The organism is Collimonas arenae (assembly GCF_000786695.1).
Lineage (GTDB): Bacteria > Pseudomonadota > Gammaproteobacteria > Burkholderiales > Burkholderiaceae_D > Collimonas > Collimonas arenae_A.
Genome location: NZ_CP009962.1, coordinates 2573733 through 2595268, shown reverse-complemented (window position 1 = coordinate 2595268; position 21536 = coordinate 2573733). Strand labels below are relative to the sequence as shown.

Annotated in this window: 17 protein-coding genes; 14 read left to right on the top strand and 3 right to left on the bottom strand. The window is 51.1% G+C overall.

The genetic code is table 11. The features are described from left to right. The 3 genes from LT85_RS11535 to tssB all read right to left on the bottom strand — a co-directional run bounded on the left by LT85_RS11535 (position 1) and on the right by tssB (position 4609). Complete coding sequence (locus LT85_RS11535; RefSeq protein WP_156117498.1) at positions 1-2376, bottom strand: type VI secretion system Vgr family protein; 2376 nt, start codon at positions 2374-2376, stop codon at positions 1-3. Positions 2377-2486: 110 nt separating this feature from the next. Beyond that, positions 2487-4043, bottom strand: coding sequence for a type VI secretion system contractile sheath large subunit (gene tssC, locus LT85_RS11530; protein ID WP_038488827.1), 1557 nt, complete (start codon positions 4041-4043; stop codon positions 2487-2489). A gap of 53 nt (positions 4044-4096) precedes the next feature. Then, a complete protein-coding gene (tssB, locus tag LT85_RS11525; RefSeq protein ID WP_038488824.1) occupies positions 4097-4609 on the bottom strand; it encodes a type VI secretion system contractile sheath small subunit in 513 nt (170 codons plus the stop codon). Positions 4610-5286: 677 nt separating this feature from the next. Here tssB and tssK point away from each other — a divergent pair. From tssK to tssH, 14 genes are all read left to right on the top strand, one after another. Next, positions 5287-6636 carry a type VI secretion system baseplate subunit TssK gene (tssK, locus tag LT85_RS11520; protein WP_038488821.1) on the top strand — a complete coding sequence of 450 codons (1350 nt, stop codon included), beginning with the start codon at positions 5287-5289 and terminating at the stop codon, positions 6634-6636. Between the two features lie 38 nt (positions 6637-6674). Then, a complete protein-coding gene (locus LT85_RS11515) occupies positions 6675-7355 on the top strand; it encodes a DotU family type IV/VI secretion system protein (RefSeq protein ID WP_052135093.1) in 681 nt (226 codons plus the stop codon). After that, positions 7352-9031: an OmpA family protein gene (locus LT85_RS11510; RefSeq protein WP_038488816.1), complete on the top strand. Its 1680-nt coding sequence runs from the start codon at positions 7352-7354 to the stop codon at positions 9029-9031. Before LT85_RS11515 ends, LT85_RS11510 begins: the two co-directional genes overlap by 4 nt. A gap of 59 nt (positions 9032-9090) precedes the next feature. Next, complete coding sequence (locus LT85_RS11505) at positions 9091-9576, top strand: Hcp family type VI secretion system effector (protein ID WP_038488813.1); 486 nt, start codon at positions 9091-9093, stop codon at positions 9574-9576. Between the two features lie 157 nt (positions 9577-9733). Beyond that, positions 9734-12073 (top strand): type VI secretion system Vgr family protein, encoded by a 2340-nt coding sequence (locus LT85_RS11500; protein WP_052135092.1) that lies wholly within the window; start codon positions 9734-9736, stop codon positions 12071-12073. A gap of 14 nt (positions 12074-12087) precedes the next feature. After that, a complete protein-coding gene (locus LT85_RS11495) occupies positions 12088-14367 on the top strand; it encodes a M23 family metallopeptidase (RefSeq protein ID WP_052135091.1) in 2280 nt (759 codons plus the stop codon). Then, positions 14364-14978 (top strand): hypothetical protein, encoded by a 615-nt coding sequence (locus tag LT85_RS11490; protein WP_038488810.1) that lies wholly within the window; start codon positions 14364-14366, stop codon positions 14976-14978. The genes LT85_RS11495 and LT85_RS11490 overlap by 4 nt, the downstream gene beginning before the upstream one ends. A gap of 65 nt (positions 14979-15043) precedes the next feature. Then, positions 15044-15256 (top strand): hypothetical protein, encoded by a 213-nt coding sequence (locus LT85_RS11485; RefSeq protein ID WP_038488807.1) that lies wholly within the window; start codon positions 15044-15046, stop codon positions 15254-15256. Positions 15257-15280: 24 nt separating this feature from the next. Beyond that, positions 15281-15823: a hypothetical protein gene (locus LT85_RS11480; RefSeq protein ID WP_038488802.1), complete on the top strand. Its 543-nt coding sequence runs from the start codon at positions 15281-15283 to the stop codon at positions 15821-15823. 171 nt (positions 15824-15994) lie between these two features. Next, positions 15995-16600: a hypothetical protein gene (locus LT85_RS11475; protein WP_038488798.1), complete on the top strand. Its 606-nt coding sequence runs from the start codon at positions 15995-15997 to the stop codon at positions 16598-16600. A gap of 85 nt (positions 16601-16685) precedes the next feature. After that, on the top strand, positions 16686-17273 hold the full coding sequence (locus LT85_RS26550; RefSeq protein WP_156117497.1) for a hypothetical protein: 588 nt from the start codon (positions 16686-16688) through the stop codon (positions 17271-17273). Positions 17274-17371: 98 nt separating this feature from the next. Further along, on the top strand, positions 17372-17971 hold the full coding sequence (locus LT85_RS11470) for a hypothetical protein (protein WP_038488795.1): 600 nt from the start codon (positions 17372-17374) through the stop codon (positions 17969-17971). Next, positions 17968-18543, top strand: coding sequence for a hypothetical protein (locus LT85_RS11465; protein WP_038488792.1), 576 nt, complete (start codon positions 17968-17970; stop codon positions 18541-18543). The genes LT85_RS11470 and LT85_RS11465 overlap by 4 nt, the downstream gene beginning before the upstream one ends. A gap of 219 nt (positions 18544-18762) precedes the next feature. Beyond that, complete coding sequence (gene tssH, locus LT85_RS11460; RefSeq protein ID WP_038488789.1) at positions 18763-21534, top strand: type VI secretion system ATPase TssH; 2772 nt, start codon at positions 18763-18765, stop codon at positions 21532-21534. Positions 21535-21536: the final 2 nt, after the last annotated feature.

The following is a 21536-nucleotide window of genomic DNA, read 5'->3' as shown; positions in this document are numbered from 1 at the left end:
TCAGGCAGCTCCGCGAATCATACCGGCGCCTTCTGCATCCGCTGCGGACGCAGTGAATTCACATAGTTTGAGCTGGCCTTTTGGCAATGCGGGAGCAGGCATGCGCATGGAGGCCGCGCCCGGTTTGTTCCATACCGCACATCGCTCCAGGATGTCGCCGGGCGTACCATTCTCAATCGATTCCGGTGTGATTTTGATATAAGAGCCACCGGCGCCGATCCAGACTTCTTTCTGGGAAGATAGAATCAGCCTTCCATCAACACTGACGATTTTCAAATCCTTCAAGGCTGTCAGCGCCATTTCATCGCTCTGCGCCTGAATGTCGACCTTGCCTTTGGCCGCAAAAATCTTGATGCCGAGCGCCTGTGCAAACAGCGATATCGCATCCCCAGCGGCGACGGTGAATTTCTTCAATACGCTCACATCGGCATTACCGCCGGCAGTAGCGATCAGATTTTGTGCTGCGGACAGTTGCAAGTGGCCGCCCGAGGCGAGGCCGATGCCCGCAGGGGCGCTCACCAGAATGCCGGCCTGCTTGAGTTGCTTCAAGGTGTTTTCGAGTAGCGCCTTCTGTTTGTCGTAGTCGGCGCTAATTGCTTGCGCAGCTTTTGCTGCGCCGCCCAACGCTTGAGATTGCTGCAGCGCCTGATCAAGCAAATCCTGCGCTGCCTGCATATCAAGATGCTGGCCACTGGCCTTGGGCTGGGCATCGGCAGACAGGAACAATCCCTTGGCGGCGCGCAGACTTCCCCAAAAATCGGTGCGCATTTCCATGCCCTCACCGCGTTTCTGCTTCTTGGCATCAACCAGATGGCCAAGATTGAGCTGGCTCTTGCCGTATTCTGTGGCCAATTTGACGTGCTCTTCGCCCTCCCAGTCTTCGAGGCGAAGCTTGTTGTTACTCTGCGTCCGGATTTCGTTGCGGCTCATCCAGCGATTTTGATTGGTGATCAGGTCGCTGTTTTGGCTGTCATGCAGCGCATGGGCAATAAACGGGCGGTCCGGATCGGAATCGTGGAAGGCCACGGCGACTTCGGTACCATCCAGCAACGGAAAGTGAAAGCCGGTCTGCAACCCACCTGCGAACGGCTTGGCGAGGCGCATCCAGCAGCTGTTGAGCCCGCTTTGACGCGGATCGCGGTCGAAATCGAATTGCACCATGTAGTCGCCGGCCTGGTTCATGTAGGCATAGGGATAGCGGTTTGGCGAAGCAATGCGGGCGCTCAAGGTGCCGCTGATTTTCGGCCATTCCTCTTCATGTAGCGGCAGACGATAAATCCGGTCGGAAGGGATGGCGGAATAACTGTTGTGGTACGCAGTATCGCGCGCGCCGTGATGCGTGATGCTGGTGATCAGTTGACCGTATTCGGCATCCGGCAAGACCTTGTTGGTGAATTTGAAAACAGCGCCGGGAACCAGGTCGAGGACGTTGCTTTTTCCCTGGTAGACGATTTGTTCGCACAGCGCCGCCTCATGGCGCAGCTGCCCTTCCCATTCGGCCTGCTCGGTATCCAGATGCAGTGGCGCCCAGGAATACGATTGGCCATAAGTGGTTTTATCGTTACGCGCCAGATTGACTTCGGTTTCGATGGTCGGCGGTGCGCTCAGCCGGTTGTAATCCCGGACGATAAACGATTGCGGAATGCTTTTGTAATGGGTCTCGAATGCATGTACCGCTTCAGCGCCGACGCTTTCAAGTCCGGCGTTGGCGGACAACGGTGCAGTCAACGCCGGTTTGCGCTTGTAGTGGGTGAAGTCATCACCAAAATGGGTAACCTCGCCCCACTCGCCGGCATCCATCCGGAACCAGATACCGCATCGGCGGCACAGGCGCTGGATAAAAGCCAGGTCCGTTTCATGCCATTGCGTGACGATCGGCCGCTTTTCATATTGTCGCAGCAAGGTAAAGCTGAAATGGCTGCCGTCGCCGGCAAAGCCATGTTCGCGCAGGATATCCTCGATAATTTGCGGGAAAGTCTTTTCCAAAAACATGCGGCAACGCCTGATGTTGCGCAGCTGGGCGAGCCGCGATTCCAGCACCACTTCATAGGTGGTCACGTCTTTGTTGTTGTCGAGTTCGCCAAAGCTGGTGATGACGCCCTGAATCTTGCGGCCCGCACCTAACGCAGGGAGCCCGGCTAACTGAGGGGGATTAATCGTAAAGGTGGCGGGCATGCCGACAAAGCTGGCGCGCGGCAAATCGGCGAGAGGATGGGTTAAACGAATCGCAAAACGGCTGGGCTGGCCCAACTCTTCAGTGCCTTCAAAACTGACAACGCTGAGATCCTTGGCACTGGCGCCGGCGCGCGGCACATCGAGCGCATAGGGTTGTAAAGCACCTGACTTCAGCGATGACACTATATCGTTCATACCCATGACTACCTCTTCCTGAGACGCGCGTTCTTGTTTGTATTTGTATTCTTGAAGGAAATAAGGGCGATAGCCCTGCACCCGGCAGGACTATCGCCCGTTCATACAGACTTACCTTAAGTCTTTGCTTTAGGCATTTGCGAGACCAGAGACAGGCCGATGTCCATCCCTTCAACCTGGAAGTGCGGCACGATGAACAGCTTGATGCGGAAGAAGCCTGGATTGTCTTCGATGTCTTCCACGATCACATTGGCTTCGCGCAGCGGATGCGAAGCTTGCAGATCGTCGCCCGGGTCGGTCATCTCGGTGACGAGATTCTTGATCCAGTTGTTCAATTCCAGCTCCAGCAAACGGCGGTCCTTGGTCGTACCGATATTTTCGCGCTGGATCAGTTTCAGGTAGTGGGCGATGCGCGACAGCAGGAAGATGTACGGCAGGCGCGCATTGATGCGGCTGTTGGCGGTGGCTTCCTTGGTGTCGTACAGGGCTGGCTTTTGCGACGAGTTGGCCGAGAAGAAGCAGGCGAAGTCGTTGTTCTTGTAGAACGACAGCGGAATGAAGCCGAGATTGGCGAATTCGAATTCGCGGGTTTCCGGAATCAGCACTTCGGTTGGGATCTTCGGCTGGTAGCCGGTGCCCAGGTCGTACAAGTGCACTGGCAAATCTTCTACCTTGCCGCCGGCTTGCGGGCCGCGGATCTGTACGCACCAGCCGTTCTTGATGAAGCTGCCGACCATGTTGGCGGCGAAAGCAAACGAGGCGTTTACCCAAAGATAGCGATTGTGGTCTGGACCCTTGACGGCTTCGGTGTAGTTGAATGCACGTACCGGAACGGTGTCCGGGCCATACGGCAGGCGGCCAAGCACGCGCGGCATGGTCAGGCCGATGTAACGAGCGTCATCGGTCTCGCGGAAACTCTTCCACTTGATGTATTCAGCGCGGTCGAAATAGTTGGCGATGTCCTGGATCGCCGCTACTTCTTCCATGGTTTCCTTGCCGAAGAAGGCCGGGCCGACTGAGCCTACAAACGGCATGTGGGCGGCAGCGGCGACCTTGGAGACGTTACGCAGCAAGGCCATGTCTTGCGGCGAGTTGCTGAACTCGTAGTTGGAAATGATGGAACCGATCGGCTCGCCGCCCGGTGTGTCGTATTCCTGGATGTAGGTGTGGCGGTACAAACCGCTCTGGATCACTTCCGGCGTGTCTTCGAAATCCTGATGCAGGGCATCCTTGGATACGTCCAGCACTTCGATCTTGACGTTCTTGCGGAAATCGGTGCGGTCGACCAGGAAGCGCAGGCCACGCCAGGCCGATTCAATCTGCTGAAACTGCGGCGAATGCATCACTGCATCGAGTTGCCGGCTGATCTGCTGGTCGAGGTGATCGATGTGGAAATCGAGCAGCGTCTTGTCGAGACGGTCAACCTTCTTGCTGGCGTCGGCCACCATGTTGAGGAACACGCTGACCGCACGCGCCATGCGCTCATCAGCTGGGGACTCCGAAAGAATGTCGTTATCCTGGAATGCCTCTAGCGGACGCGCCTTGTCGATCGGCTTCAGGTTGATCTTGTCGCACAGCGATTCATAGACGCTGCGGTTGTCGAGAACGACGGTCTTTGCCGCTGCCGCGGCTGCTGCCGGTACCTTGCTTTGTGGAGTTTCGTTGTTAGCCATGTTATTCCCCGTAATCAGTGTGTCATCAATTTTTCAATCGCGCCGCTAGCCAATCAGCTATGGCCTGGCTTGGTGTCGATCGAGGCGATACGGCTCAGGTCAGCGCGCAGGCTGCTGGAGAGCTTGTCATCCTTGAGAATTTTCTCGAGTTCACGACGGAAAGTGCCGTTGTCGAGCAGATTGGATTTCAGGTCGCGCAGCAAATTGCGCATGGCCATCATCGCCTGCAGTTCCGGAATCTGGCGCGCCACCTGCTCCGGGGCGAAGTCTTTCATCGTTTTGAAGTTAAGCGCCACGCTCATCTCCGAACCATCGCCAGCCAACGTGTTCTCGGCCGTGATCTTGGCTTCCGGATTGATATCGGTCAGCACCGCGTCGAAGTTGTTCTTGTTGATGCTGACCTTCTTGCGCTCGGCAAGCGGCGCATTTTCTTTGCCTGCGCTGTAGTCACCCATCACCAGCAATTTGAGCGGCAACTCGACGCGCTTCTGGGCGCCGCCAGTGTGTAGATCGAGGGAAATATTTACCCGCGCTTTGGGAATTTCCCGTTGAAAACTTTCGGCCATTCTATGCTCCTGTGAGAAGTGAAAACATCGAATAAAGAGAACTTAAAAAAGCCTATTAGATGCCCACGAACTAGCTATTGTCAATTTTATCTCGCCATAAATTGTTAAATTTAGTGAATCACAGAAACTTATGGACACTTGGAAAAAACATGGTAAAAATGGCAGGATAATACGAATCGAGTATAGGCCAATTCGTTTTTAGCAACTCTGGCACTCCATAGACAACAATTACATTATTTGACAGATTTAAACATGTAAGTAACTGAATTTAAGAGAATTTAAAACATCAGTACGTATTAGTATCATAATTTTTTGACAACTAAAACCTGTCAAAAATGACAGGTTTACTTATTGGGATTTGTGCTTCTAAATGTAGCTGCTTTTATATCTTTTTCAGTAAAAATAAGATCTTGAAATTTGCTTGAAATGTTAAATGTTCTTTAATGTCATTTTTTTGATTTCTGGCATTGTTACCACGAGAAAACATCCTGAAATCTCATGAATTTCAATGGGTAATGAACGAGTAAATGATTTTTGTACATTGAATGACAATTTTTAGATGTCGTTTGGCAATACGGAAAATAGTGTCATTGACGCAATAATGAGATCGCCGTCACTGATGTTCTGTTCTTTTAGTCATCCAGCGCCATCGGCAATCACACACACGACGGGAAGTCATGCGGATTTTTAAACCACTCTTTGGAGAGGGGGTCATTCTTACCCCGCAACATTTCCAGCAGCAGGAACTCTGGTCGCATTTCAGCGGGCGGCAACTGGCTTCATTGACCGTTGCCGAGCCCTGGGGTGTGGTCGATGTACAGATCGACGAAGAAACGCTCAGCGCCGGACGATTGAAATTATCGAGCCTGAAAGTGCGCCTCCCCGACAGCACCGTCATCGATACATCGGTAGCCGATGCCCTACCGCCGGCGCGCGATCTGGCGCGGGATATTCCGGCCGACAAACAAAGTGCGGTGGTAGTCGCCGCCCTGCCCTTGCTCAATGCCGAGGGTGGCAATTGCCGTTACGACGATGAAAAACTGGCGCGGCCGCGGCGGTATTTCCGCGAATTTGTGAAGACGCCGGATCTCTTCGGCGAAGGCGTGGAAGAACTGGCGGTGCAACGGCACGCTGTGCACTTGCTGTTTGACTTCGAGACGCAAGCGGACAACATGGTGTGTCCGATTGCCCGGATTGTGCGTAATGTGAGCGGGCAATTCGAAGTCGACCGCACCTATGTACCTCCATGCCTGCTCCTGTCGGCGCATCAGCGCCACACGGAGCGCGTCGCCCGCCTGACCGATATTTTGCTGGCCAAGAGTACCGCCCTGTCCAGCCGGCGCCGTGAACGCGTAGATCAGATCGCGGAATTCGGCGTTGCCGATGTCTCGCTGTTCTGGCTTTTACATTGCATTAACACGCATTGGCCGGATCTGTCGTTCCTGGTGAGCCATCCAAACCAGCCGCCAGAAAAACTATACGCATTGTTGGCGCGCCTGGCCGGCGCCTTGATGACGTTCTCGACGGCGACCACCCTGACCTCCTTACCGGCTTACGATCACAATCAGCAAGAACAGGTTTTCAGCAAACTGGAAGCGTTGATTCGGGAACTTCTGGACGCCATCATCCCGTCTCGCGTCATTCCGATCGGCCTGACGCAAAAGAGCCCGACGATCTGGAGCGGCCAGTTCCTGGACGAGCGGCTGCTGAAAGGCGCCGATTATTACCTGTCGGTGCAAGCGGGATTACCGGCCCTGCAACTGATCGAACATATTCCGAAATTGTGCAAGATCGGCAGTCCCGACGACATTGGCCACATCGTCAATGCCGCGCTGGCCGGTATCCCGCTGCGCGCAGTGCAACGCGTTCCGGCGGCGATCCCGGTGCGCCTGGAAAACCAGTATTTCGCCCTCGACTCCACCGATCCGGCGCACGCCAGGATGCTGGCGGCGCGCGCGTGCCAGATCTATCTGCCGTCATCGTTGCGCGACGCCTCGCTGGAATTGTTTGCCGTACTTACATCGTGACCTTTACATCGTGACCTTTATCAGATGACCTTCACACCATGACATCACTTACCTTCAATTCCCCGCTGCCTATACGCGCACTGCTGCGCGACACCGCACTTGAGGTCTCGCTTCTGGCACAGAAAGCGACGCCGAACACGATTACGGAATTACGCCGGGATTGCCTGCAGCTGGTCACCGCGCTGGACGACGCGTTAGAGCAACGAAAGGTCGCCATCGACGTCAAGCAGGACGTCATTTATGCACAATGTGGCCTGCTCGACGAAACCGTATTGCGCTATCTGCCCGAGACATCCAGGCAGGAATGGGACGCGGAGCCCTTGCAAGTAGAGCGCTTCCAGAACCATGATGCCGGCGAACGGATATACGAGCGCATCCAGGCCCGCATGCGGGAAACTCCGCCCAATGTCGAATTGCTGCAATGCTACAGCACTGTTCTCGGCCTCGGCTTCAAGGGACGATATGTGCGTACTGGCGACAAGGAGCGTACTGCGCTGATGGCCGATCTCGACGCTCAGCTCAACAGATTGCAGCGACAACCGGAACATAGCCTGATTGTCGACGCTTCGCACGGCAACCGGCTATTCGATTGGCTGTATCGATTATCGCCATGGGCGCTGGCGGGATTGACCGCAGTAGCAGCGTTACTGCTGTATTTCATTCTCGGACAATCGCTTGATCTGCAGTTGTCCCATTTGCTGCAACAGAAGCTGCAATGACCGACTTGAGTTTCGGATATCCCTACCGGGCGATAGTCGCGTTTGCTGCCGGTCTCGCTTTGATTCTGGTGCTGGGCGTTTTTAACCTGGCGCCGGAATTGAAATGGATTCTGGTCGTCCTGATTCTGCTGGTCGCAGTGGGGATGATCGCGCTTTGGTCCATACGGATTGCGCGTGCGCGCGAACGCAGCGCCGCGATGCTGGGTGCGCTCGGGGCGGTGACCGCTGATTTGCCCCACAGCCTGCGCACGCAAATGCCGTTGCTGCTGGTCATGGGCGATGGCCTGCCTCAGTTGTTCCTCAACGGCCTGGATAAACGCATGGCCCACGTCGGCGACGGCGCCATCTGGGTGCGCGTCGATCGCGCACAGGATCTGTCGCCCCTGTCACTGATCCTGCGGCAGTGGCGCGATGGCCGGGCGCCGGACGGTATTGTCCTTGCATTGGCCCCCGCCTTGTATGGCGACGATCATGCAGTGACGCATGCCCTGCGTCTGATACGGCAGGCTTGCAGCGATACCACGCGCATGCTGGGAACACGCATTCCCGGCTATCTCGCGGTGTATCAGCGATTGACGTCCGATCAGCGCGACCATGATGACGCAGAGCCGCTTTGGTACGGTTTATCCAGCGGCAAACCGATCAAGGATACCAGTGCGTTTGAATCCATCATTAAAGCCGCAGAAGGTCAGGCTCAGCGCGCGCACGGACAATCCGGCCCAGCCTGGCGCGCGGCCAGTCTACCTGATTTAATGCGCTGGACCCGGAATGTGGCGATGGTTGCCCTGCAGGACCGCAATCAGCCCGCAGCCCCGTGGCCGCTGTGCGGAGTCGCCTGGGTCGATTGTGGTCCAAGCACCAATCCACATTCTCCGTGGCACCGCCATTTGCAGGAACGCACGCATCTGACCCCGCCGCGCTTCGCTGCCAGCAATTCGCGCTGGCCACTGCCGCAGCCGTTGATTGAAGCCATGCCACAGCGCGCCTGGATCTCGCCCCGTTTGCGCGCATTGGCCCACTTGTTGTTCCTGATCGCTGCGGCGCTGGCCCTGGCAGGCTGGGCGGCAGCCAGAAACAATCATGCCTTGCTGGCGCAGGCAAGTGACAACATTGCGCGATTCGTCGAGGTCCCTGCGGCTAACGACGCAGCGCGGCGCGATGCCTTGTCAGCGCTGACTGCCGATCGCGACCGGCTGGAGCGTTATCAGCGTACCGGCGTGCCCTTGCACCTGGGCTTCGGGATGTACCGTGGCGCGGCTGTTTTGCCTGCGCTCAATGCGGCGATCGCGTCCTACCAGCCGCCAGCCAAGGAACCTACTATTGTGACGTTGGACAGCATGTCATTGTTCGCTTCCGGCCAGGCACAACTGAAGCCGGGATCGACACGATCCATGGTGGGCGCATTGGAAATGATCAAGGCCCATCCCAACAATCGCATCCTGGTCGCCGGACACACCGACAACGTCGGCAATCCCGCCAGCAATCAACAGTTATCGATAGCGCGGGCCAGTGCGGTACGCGACTGGCTGGTGGAAGCCGCGGAGCTCACACCATCGCGCTTTGCCATTCAAGGTTACGGCGACAGCAAGCCGATTGCAGACAATCAAACCGAAACCGGACGCGCGCGTAATCGCCGCGTTGAAATCACACTGGTACCGGATTCCCCCGGAACCTGATCGTGGCGCCTCAGCATAGGGGCTTTTTTGTAGCATTGTTTATCAACAAGGAGTGAAACATGGCAATTCCAGCATATATGTGGATCAAAGACGACGGCGGCGCGGACATCAAGGGTTCCGTCCGTATTCAAGGTCGTGAAGGCAGCGTCGAAGTAGTCGAGTTCGACCATGCGGTTGAAATCCCGACCGACGGCAATACCGGCAAACTGACCGGTACCCGCGTGCACAAGCCTATGATGTTCGTTAAAGAGTTCGACGCGTCGTCGCCGTATCTTTACAAAGCAGTCACCAGCGGCCAGACGCTCAAGTCGGTCGAGTTGAAGTGGTATCAGATTGACGATGCCGGTACTGAAAAAGAGTACTACAACATGAAGCTGGACAACGTCAAAGTGGTCTCGGTGTCTCCTAAGATGCACAACATCAAGGACCCGGCACGCGAGAAATACAACCACCTGGAACAAGTCGCGCTGCGTTACGAAAAAATCACCTGGTCTTACAAAGACGGCAACATTATTCATACCGACAGCTGGAACGAAGGCCGCTAATCGCTGAAAGCGATAGCCAGGAAGAAGCCTCTCGATTGTTCAGCCTCGGCCGACAAGTCGAGAAGCAACTTACTCTTATCGGGCGCCAGTCGCCCGGTATTTTCCATTTTATTTGCAGACGACGGCAATAGCGCATGAGCTTGAAGGAGCGGCAGTCATGAATACAGACAATTTCACAGGATTGCTGCGCTCTGGCGCTCTTCAGCCTTATCGTCTCGATGTGCCGCGCGCCGGCGTCAGCGGCAAAGCCCTTAGCGTGGTCAGTTTCGATGGCGTCGAAGAATTGGGTGAGCCGAGCCGCTTTGTGATCCGCATGACGCATCCCCAGTCTGATTTGCCCCGCTCCGCCTTTGTCGGCATGCCGGCGACCTTCACCATCAGCCCTCCTGCCCTACCCGGCCTGCCCGCCTTGGGCGCAGGCCGCAAGACCCAAGGCATCATCACCGGCTTTCGGCAACTGGACAGCAACCAGGACATCAGTACCTACGAAATGGTGCTGGAATCGCGTATCGCGCAGTTGCGCAACGTTACGCGTTGCCGGCTGTTTTTGGAGCAAACATTTCCTAAAATTATTGAAACCATCCTGCGGGAGCATGGCTTTGCCGGCGACAACAGCCACTTCAGTTTTACGTTGCTGCGCGACTATGAGAAGCGCCCCATCGTCACCCAGTGGCATGAGAATGACCTGGCGTTTATTCAACGACTGTGCCGCCGCAGCGGCATCTGGTTTCGGATCGATGCCGGCGAGTATGGGGAAATTATCCATTTCGGCGATGACTTCACGCATTACCGGCGCAGTCCGGCATTGTCAGCGCCATTGAGTCGGGATGCCGGACTCGAAAGCGTTGGCAGCGAAGCAGTACGATCATTGGAAACCCATGCCAAACAGATCCCGCAATCCTATATCGTCAGAGACTACAACCGCCTTGCAGCACCCGCCCCGATAGAAACCGAAGTCAACCTGGCCCGTAACGACAAGACTACCTTCGGTCAATCGTATGCCTTTGGCTCACTGCACCTGAGCAAAGAACAGGCCGAATGGGAAGGACGCTTGCGCCATGAAGCCGCGTTGTGCGAACAAGTCGTCTACAAGGGTAAAAGCAATGTGCTTGGCCTGATACCCGGGGCGGTGTTCCGCTTCACCAATAAAGTCTTGCCGGATGCCGAATATGGCCAGCTGATCACCAGGGTCACCCATCACGGCGCCAGAGATACCGCCTATCACAACGGCTATACCGCCATTCCGTCCGACCGCATTTATCGTCTGCCATTGAATGAAGAAGAGTGGCCGACAATCGACGGCACAGTCAGCGCCCGCATCGCCTCACCCGATCGTTACCCCTACGCCTACATGAACAAGGCCGGTGACTATATGGTGCAATTCGACTTCGACCGCGATCCGCGTCAAGCCGGATTGAATAGCTGCTGGATGCGCCTCGCCAAGCCATTCGCAGGAGGATTGCAAACCGGCTTTCATTTCCCGCTGATCGATGGGGTTGAAGTCGCCGTCGCCTTTCATAACGGCGATCCGGACAGGCCCTACATCGCCCATGTCCTGCATGACAGTCAGAACACAGACCTGATCACCAATCAGAACCGATGGATGAGCCGCAATGAAATCCGCACCCAGAGCAACAACAAGTTGCGGATGGAAGACTGGGAGGGTGAGGAACACGTCAAGCTGGCGACCGAGCACGGCAAGAGCCAGCTCAATCTCGGCCATCTGGTCGACGCGAAGAAGCAAAAGCGCGGCGAGGGTCTGGAAATGCGTACCGATTTTTGGGGAAGCATCCGTGCCACCAAGGGACTATTTCTTTCTGCCGACGCCCAACCAAAGGCCAATGGCCAGCAACTGGAGATGCAAGCTGCCGTTACCCAGCTGGAGCAGGCATTGCAGCAGACGCAGGCATTAGGCGGCGCAGTCAAGCAAGCGCAAGCCATTGCAGCAGACTTCGATCAGCAGCAGGCACTGTTGAATAACACGCTCAAAGATCTGAAGCAATCCGGCGCACTGTTTAGCGCCCCTGCCGGCATTGCCCTCGCCTCTGGCGATCATTTGCAATTATCCGCATCAAAAAATCTGATCGCCACTACCGGCGGCAATGCCGATATCAGCGTGATCAAGAAATTCACCGTCGCTGCTGGCGAAGCTGCCTCCCTGTTTGCGCAGAAACTCGGCATCAAAATCTTTGCGGCCAAGGGCAAGGTCGAGATTCAGGCGCAAAGCGATGAGATGGCATTAACCGCGTTGAAGGACCTGAAGATTGTCAGCGTGGAAGGCAAATTGATTCTTTCTGCTGAGAAGGAAGTCTGGATAGGCGCTGGCGGTTCCTACATCAAAATCCGGCCGGAAGCCATTGAGAACGGTACGCCAGGGGATATTTATGAGAGATGTGCATATTGGGGTAAGCCGGGAGCAGCTTCGATGCACATCCCTGCACCGCCACTTCCTGTGAGCGAATTTAATTACAGCGATAAATTCCCGTTTTCCCGCTAATCAAGGCTATCCCCATGCTGATCAGTTTTCCCTTTCTGCCAGAACCGAATGCCGTCACCGGATACGAGCTTGCCGCATTGGCAGAAGTCGCTAAGCTCGATGACTGCGAATCCGTGCACGGTACCTATCCACTAAGCTATCAACGGAGCTGGCACGGTGGCATTCACTTGCATCCGCAGACTATCGGTCAGCCAGTGCGTGCGATTGCCGACGGCACGGTGGTGGCTTATCGCCTGGCGGGGACAGCAGTGGAAGAAGGTCAAGATAACGGTTTTGTGCTTCTCAAGCACGAAACAGAAACAGGCAATGGCCGGCCGATAACCTTCTATTCGCTCTACATGCATTTAGCCAATACAAAAGATATCGGCCATGAAAAAGACAAGAGCAGAAGCGTAATGATTCCTCTGCTGCGACAGCCGGGATCTGCCGACATTGTTGCCGATGGGAAGACCAAGGTGTACCGGAAAGACATTCTCGGTTATTGCGGCAAGATGTATGGCCACACGATGATTCATTTTGAAATCTTCATGGTCAATGACGACTTCAACGCTTATTTTAACCATACCCAACTTGGCAAAGAAACCGTCAGCACCGATGGCGATGCGGAGTTGTGGGGCGATTGCTATTTCGTGATTCCGGCTGGCGGCAGGCTCTACGATAAAACCCATACGGCAACCGGCTCGACAGAAAAGCGTCTGTTTGTACGGGTAAGCTATGACAAAGGCAGTAAAACCACGACCGTCTGGCAAGACGAAGGCAAGGATAAAACGCCTACGCTTATTCCCTATCAGGATGTCCAGTCCGGCTATGTGGAGTCGGACTATGAATACAATTTATATAAAACGGCTACCGATCGTTATCCCGCCTGCCCCAGCGCCGGATATGAACTGCTGCGCTTCGGCAGAGTCATCGGACCGGATAAAGATAAACTGTCGAAAGAGCAGTCTGTCAATTGGCAGCCCATTGTCTATGCCCCCGGCAAATTGGGGTATGTCGATCTGAGTGCAGCAAACATTCTCAAACTCTCCGATGCCGATTTTCCGTCGTTTATGGGATGGACGAAAATCAGTGAAGGCGACAGCGTATTTGCCAACGACGGCATATGCGACATCAAAGCGATTCTCGATGTGCTGGCGGAAGCGGAAAAGGCCGGAGCCAAAAATCCGGGCGAAACACACGATAGCCTGGCCCCCTACTTGCAGAACAACGAAGTGACGCGTAAAAAACTACGCGGCCTGATCTGTGAATCACCGACCGAGTGGGATAAAGCAGGTAATGCCACACGCTACGCAAGATTACTCAAGCCAGGCGAACATTACGACGGCAATCCAGATGGCTACAAGAAATTTCTGGATTTCGTCGAAAAATTCCAGTTCTGGGACAAGACCGGATTGCCTACCAAAATATGGCATTTCCATCCGCTGGCGTTTATTGAGCAGTTTAGAACGTGTAGGTGGTTGAGTGAAAAAGAATTTAAACAATTCCTGCCCAAGATGGTGCTACGAGGAATGGGAGGAAAAGCGGCATGGGAAGCTGTACCAAAACCGAACGCAGATGAAAAAACCAATCCTGTTTTTACTATTCACCGAATTCCGCTTAACAAAACTTTTCGCAAATACGGCATAAATACGCCTTATCGCATGGCGGCTTTTTTTGGCAATTCGATACAAGAAACTCAATGGTGGAGCAAGCTGCATGAAAACAATAAGGCAGCGTGGTATTACCCTTGGGATGGTCGCGGTTTTTTGCAATTGACACATATCTACAATTACATTACCTACTGGAAATTTCGGGGGAGAAAAATAGATGTAATTATTGAGAACAAACTCAAAATGGCACAAGGGGCGGCTGAAAAAAAACGGGAAAACAGTTTCTTGACTGATAGCGTGTCAGGGGTGACAACGCAGATGAAAGAGTGGCGAGAATTAGTCGGAACGAACAATCCAGATATGGAAAATTCTAGTGATGCTGCTGATAGTGCTGGTGTTTATTGGGCTTGGATCAGTATGGCACGCTATGCCGATGGAACCATTAATATTGAACGTTGCAAAATACCCACTTCATCTGGTGAAAAAATTTATTACCGTAGCGAGGCATTCTGGAAGGCATCGGCTAGTGTTAATTTGCCGGGCGTAATTAATCAACCATATGATCATCGATTAAATGGCTTTATTGATCGTTGTGTACCTTGGGCACAGGCATTGGCAGTATTAACAGACATGCGCTTCCCAAATGTGAATGGCGTGTTGGAACTGGATTACCCAGAAGGACATGAACCAAGGCGGGAAAAATGACTTATCTTAAGATGATTTTATTATTTGGGTTGTTTAATTTTTATCAAACTGTCTATGCTGATAGTGATCTCACACACAAAACTCCGAGAGAATTACGTAGTGAAGAATTTGGAGGCTGCCGAATTAAATTGACTGACCCATATGATGGTCGCCTATCGGGAAATACTGGCCCCGGGCGATTAGATGGAAAATTTACTATTCTATATGAAGCAAAAATATTGCCTTCATCTGCCGAGAGGTTTGTTCCTGATGAAATCGGATTTCCTTTAACTTGTTACGACATTCACAAAAATAAAATTCAAGACTGGGCTAAATATGATGAAAAAAAGCACATGTGGATGCCTAGAATCATAGAGGCTATAGAAAGTGAACCTCGAAGATTTTTAAAAGCAAAACTCATTTACTCAAACAGTCAAAGATTTATCGCTGTTACGAATAGAGATGAATATCAAGATATGTATTTTTGTGTTGCGCAGCCACCTAAAGCGGTGTGTGGTAGTACGTCCATCATGCGATTGAACATCCCCAAGAGTAATGTTCTACCTTATCTTTTAAAAATTTTGTACAGTATTGAATTTATTGAAGACGCAGAGGATGTGACTTCCAAATGAACGGCTTCGGCAGAGTCATCGGACCGGACTAAAAATAAACTGTCGAAAGAGAAATCTGTCAATTTATGGGATGGACGAAAATCAGTGAAGGTGACAGCGTATTTGCCAATGATGGCATATGCGACATCAAAGCGATTCTCGATGTGCTGGCGAAAGTAGAAAAGGCTAGAGCCAAAAATCCAGGCGAAACACACGATAGCCTAGCCCCCTACTTGCAGAACAACGAAGTGGCACGTAAAAAACTACGCGGCCTGATCTGTGAATCACCGACCGAATAGGATAAAGCCAGCAATGCCATACATATGAAGACGCATGTAAAGATTTTAAAAAAAATGAGCTTAATCTTTTTTTTCGTAAGTACTATTGCTTATTCGCAATCGGAAATACGAATAGAAAAATCACATCTAGTTTTTTTAATACCGCCAAAATTTGTGGCAAAAAAAACACTAACAAACGGCAGCGGTGAATGTTTTGATATTTTCTCCAAGGATGAAAAAGAATTTATTGGTCAATTTTGTGTTTACTCCAATATGGCCGACGTAAGAGATCAAGGGATAGTTCCTTATCTTGATATTTCGGAGAGTGGCCGAAGAGATGATGAACCAAAGTCAGGTCTCGTCGTTACAACGGGTATGTCGTATTACCCGATGCAGGAGTTCAAGACCAAAATTGGTAAAGGATATAGCGCAGATGTAGATTGCGATACTGAAAATGGTCCCGTTTATCGCGCCAATTCTACTTGCCAAGTGGCATTTATTTCTCTTGAGCACGATAATTTTTTATATGGAAACTTAGTTGAGAAAAATAATGTCACAAAAAACAAATCCTCTCCAAAAAGGAATTAATTAATTTATGGAATCAATTTAAAAAATACTAAAATTTATATAATATTATTATTACAAATAATTGGCATTGGGAAGCGACTCTTGTTTTGGTGGTTCTTCGTCTATAAATGATTTGTTTGAGCGTAAAAACACACACAACCCAAATCACTAAAATTTTACTAGACAAATAAGATGGCAATGAATTTTTACATAAAACAAAATTCCACGGTTTTATATTTTTTATTCATTCTTTTTTATCTATTCATCCCTGTTCAAGCTGCTACTGTCAAACAGGTTGATGTCGGGGTATTTTCGTTCACATATCCTCAAGAGTGGCTTCCCCAAAAAAATGATCTTGATGGGATTGATTTTTACGTCAAAGGTAAAAATAAAAATGTCGATCCGATTTTATCAATTTATCGAGAAGATTCTGATATTAAAAATGTCGCGGGACTGATGAGAGATGAAAAAACTGGACAGTGGATTATTGCTGGCAGTATGAGCGGCAATACTCTGGTACAGAGTTTTTCTGTCAATGATATTGAAATTATAGAAGGCGTTGTATCTTGCCCTACTTCGGATAGCGCTGGATTTCACGCGATTGGTGCTCAATGTTATAAAGCATTTTTTATATGGAACAATAATATTTTATCTCTCATGAGTAGAGGTGAGTCTATATATAAAAATAATGCTGCTGCGCTCAAGAGATATTGGGGCAAATTCCATGAATTTAGCCGATCAGTAAAAATATCGGAACCCAGCAACAAACCTATAAGTGAGAAAGTGTACGCGCCGTGACAAGAAAAATTAATGGTACAGAAGGTGCTTGGAATAATAGGATTTATCGTTCATAAAATATTTTTTAAATATTAAGAGACGCATTGTGAAAATACTAATTCTACTTTTTCTATTGTCTGTAAGCAGTTTTACGATTGCCAAAGAATCATTGGCAAATTACTCCATAAAAGACTTTAATTTAAAATATTCACAAATATTTTATTCATCAGCAACATCAGATTTAGTAAGAAATGAAAATCCCATTATTTATAATATTTCATTTAACATGAAAAAATCCATAATGGGTAATAGCGAGGATTTTGGAACTCTTTGCTTTTCAGATTTACAGACATGTGCTCAAATCGATGCGACATCTCCACTCTATTTTAAGACGGGGGATGGAGAAATTCACCTGAATTCAATAACTGAAAATGTTAAAAAAATTTCCTTTAGAAATTGGTATGGCTTCGAAGCCTTCCCGCTTTGTGGAATAACAAAAAACTCTATTTCGTCGAATTATGGAGGACAGTGTTATGCAATTGTTTTAACAAATAATCATAAGACAATAGCTATACAATTTTTTCTAGGGGAAAATCAAGGTTGCAAAGATATTCGCAAATGCTTTTCCTTGCGAATGGGAATAATTAATCAATTTCTAAAATCAATTTCCGATAAATTTTTGTTGCCGCATTAATATAAAATATTTTCACCGTGGATATTCTTCACTTTCAGAATGTAAGTGATCTATTGGCGTTGAATTAACTCCAATTAATTTTAAAGTGGAGCAACGTGATGTTCGATAAGTTGATATTAATGCTTGGTATTACTAGTCTTTTTTTTGCTGAACCCTCAAATGCTCAGTCAAAAATACGAATAGATGAAAAATCAAATTTACGTGAAATTTGTGGATTTTCGTTCCCTAAAAATTCGCAATTGGTTGTTACAGCTAATCGTATTTTGGAAAGTTCATTGAAGAATAGAATAGACAATGATCGTTATAATGCTTGTCCCTTTTATATATATTTAAAATATCACAATCAAACAGCGAAAATTGATTTTAATAACCAAATGATGCTGCAGGATATCAAAGAATCTAGTGGCTATCCTTTGTATTTCGGCACTTTTGTTTATGAAAATAAAAACTGGCACTCGCTAACGCCTTCCTACGAAAAAAATTCAAAGATAGCTTTTAATGAATCAATTAAAGGAATATTAGTTACAAACACATTCTTTAAAGAAAAAAATAAAGATTTTTGTGTCGATGCTCTTTGGATTAATGAAGAAAAATGGATGATTACTAGTCTTTGCAACAAAAGCAAAGAAAGGGTTATAGCTTTTAGAGAAATATTTAAGGAAGTTTATTCTTTAAATTTTACTACTCAAAAAAAATGAAAAATATAATAACTAAGAATTTTATTTTTATACTTCTTTTTTCCACATTAAATCCCTTGCTTGTTGCGAAAGAATATAAAAACCTTGAATACATCAATTTTTACGCTATTGCAATACCAAAAATATGGAAAACTCTTAGAGATCCAGTAGATGAGAATTGTATGCTTGTTGGTAAAAATGTAGATTATAAAAAATCAAAATTCACAGCTAGCATATGCGTTTTGCACTTATCTCCCAAAGATGCACTTCGTGAAAGTGGTTTTTTTGTAATTGATAATAACTGGATTAAAGGTGGCAGCATGGATTCAGGGATGGCAAAAATTGAGTATAAAAAAGATTTCACCTCTATTTCCGGTTCGGCATCTTGTGGAATTTCGGATAGCGCTGGCTTCCATGCTGCCGGAGGAACATGTTTCACCTATTTAGTTTTTGGAGCTGACTATTCTGTGAGAATTGACGGTAATGGTGATATAAATTTAAATAATGATATTCAAAAAATAATTAAAACTTTAAAAATAAAGTGTCGATTACCAGAAAATATTATTAAAGAAATATTCTCAAATGATCATTGAATGTTGAGGTTTATTAGCTTTTTTCCAGATCCAAGCGATAACAGCGATGCTGAGATAACGGCCTTGGAGGTCTTTCCGAGAGACGTTCGCAATTTGTAGTGCGACCCGCCAGCAGTGAAACTAGGCTGCATGCTTCGGCCTGACGCTTGATGACCCGGCCTGAGGGCAGCCCGGCTACCGTACCGCACTAATGCACCAATTACTTTACTTAGGACTACTATGACCCTACGCGATTCCACCCATCTACTCCGCAAGCTCAATCCGCAATGCGCCAGCGCGCTGGAAGCTGCAGCCAACTTGTGCCATGCGCGTGCGCACGGTGAAATCACGCTGGAGCATTGGTTATTGAAGTTAATCGAACCGGGCAACGGCGATATTCCAACGATTTTGCGTCATTACGAGATTGATATCGATCAGGTATGGAATGCGTTACTGACTTCGCTGGAGCGCCTCCCCCATGACATGCGCGGCAAGCCAGCGCTGTCCCATACCTTGATGGATGTGTTGCAGCGTGCCTGGCTGGCGGCATCGATGTCGGACGATGCGCGCACGATTCGCTCTGCACATATACTGGCGGCGCTGGTCGATGCACCCCACAGTTTGCGCGCCACGGATGCGTGGCCGCTTATCAGCATGACTTCGGCGCAGATTCAGCGGCTCGGCAACGTGCTGGATGCGCGGTCCGTCGAGTCGCAAGTTGACGAAGCCGATGACAGCTTGCCTGCGGCAACTGACCCTGCCGCTAACCCGCCCTCTCCCGCCGCATCGAATCAAAACGCAACTCAAAACACTAAACCGCCCAAGGCTGCTGGCAATGCCGCGGCAACAGGTGGCGAAGCGCTCGCACGCTTTGCCATCGACCTGACGGCGAAAGCCGGCCGCGGCGAGATCGATCCGGTGTTCGGCCGCGATCGCGAAATCCAGCAAATGGTCGACGTGCTGGCACGGCGTCGCAAGAATAATCCGATCCTGGTCGGCGAACCGGGGGTTGGCAAGACCGCACTTGTGGAAGGCTTGGCGTTGCGTGTGGCGGAAGGTACTGTGCCGACCGTGATCCGCGAGGTACGTATCCTGACACTGGATCTGGGACTGTTGCAGGCCGGCGCCGGAGTCAAAGGCGAGTTCGAGCAGCGCCTGAAGAATGTGATCGATGAGGTGCAGCAATCGCCGGTGCCGATTCTGCTGTTTATTGACGAAGCCCATACGCTGATTGGCGCAGGCAACGCTGCCGGCGGCGCCGATGCGGCCAATCTGCTGAAGCCGGCACTGGCGCGCGGCGAATTGCGTACGATCGCGGCGACTACCTGGTCCGAGTACAAGGAATACTTCGAACGCGATGCGGCACTGGAACGGCGCTTCCAGGTGATCAAGGTAGACGAACCGGACGACGCCAACGCCACCCTGATGCTGCGCGGCCTGGCGAAACGTTATGCGACATATCACAACGTGCATATCCGCGATGAGGCGCTGACGGCGGCCGTCAAGCTGTCGCGCCGCTACCTGACCGGGCGGCAGTTGCCCGACAAGGCAGTCGACCTGATCGACACCGCGGCTGCCCGGGTAAAAATGGGATTGGAATCACCGCCCGCCGAACTTGAACGCGCTCGCGCTCAAGTAAGTGCGCTGGAACTGGAGATCGGCAAGCTCGCTGCTGATCAGGAGGCCGGTATTACCGGCCTGCAGGAGCGGCATGAGGCCTTGCAAAACACGATTACCGAGGCACGCAACGCATTTGAGCAATTGCAACAACGTTATGAGCATGAGCTGGCCCTGGTAAAAACATTGCAGGAGCGGCGTACTCAATTCCAGGAAGCCGCCAGCGCCGAAGATCATGAAGCGCGTGAAGCTGCACGAAAGACGCTGGATGCAGCACAACTTGCCCTGACCGAAGCACAAGGAAAGACGTCCATGGTGTTTGTTGATGTGGATGCGCAGGCCGTTGCCCGCGTGGTGGCGGAATGGACTGGCGTACCGGTCGGCAATCTGGTGGAAGACGAGCTGATAGGCCTGCTTTCCCTTGAGCAGACCTTATCGAGCCGAGTGGTTGCCCAGAACGAGGCATTGGCGGCACTGGCCAGCAGCCTGCGCACGGCCAAGGCGGGCTTGAAGAACGAACATTCGCCATTGGGCGTATTTCTGCTGGCAGGGCCGTCAGGCGTCGGCAAGACTGAGACCGCTTTGGCATTAGCCGATCTGCTATTCGGCGGCGAGGCTGCGCTGACCACCATTAACATGTCGGAATACCAGGAAGCGCATACGGTATCGCAGCTGAAGGGATCGCCGCCGGGTTACGTCGGTTATGGCCGAGGTGGCGTGTTGACCGAAGCGGTCCGGCAGCGCCCTTACAGCGTGGTGTTGCTGGATGAAGTGGAAAAGGCGCATCGCGATGTGCTGGAGATGTTTTACCAGGTGTTTGATCGCGGCACCATGCGCGACGGCGAGGGACGTGAAATCAATTTCTGCAATTGCGTGATTCTGATGACTTCCAACCTGGGTAGTCAGGAAATCATGGATATGACAGGCGGCGACCCCGCCATCTCCACGGCGCAATTGATGGAGGTGGTGCACCCGATTCTGTCAAACCACTTTCAGCCGGCTTTGCTGGCGCGCTTCCAGCCGATTCTCTACCGTCCGCTGCAGGCGGATGCCCTGTCCAATATCTTGCGGATCAAGCTCGACGCTATCGGCGCCCGTCTGCATCGTCAATATGGCATTCAGCTGACATGCGATGAAAGCCTGGTTGACGCACTGGCGCAAGCCTGCCTGCTACGTGAATCGGGGGCACGCAACATCGACAGCTTGCTGAATCAGCAGATCCTGCCGGTGGTGGCGCGCGAACTGCTGGTGAGGCTGGCAGCTGGCGGCATGCCGAACGAGGTACGTTTGACGCAATCGGCAGAAGGCAATCTGGTCGTGGAATTTCTGCCGAACGACAACGCTCCGGCCATTGCCCAAACAGCAGCCGTAGCCGCATCCGACAATAGCGATTAAGC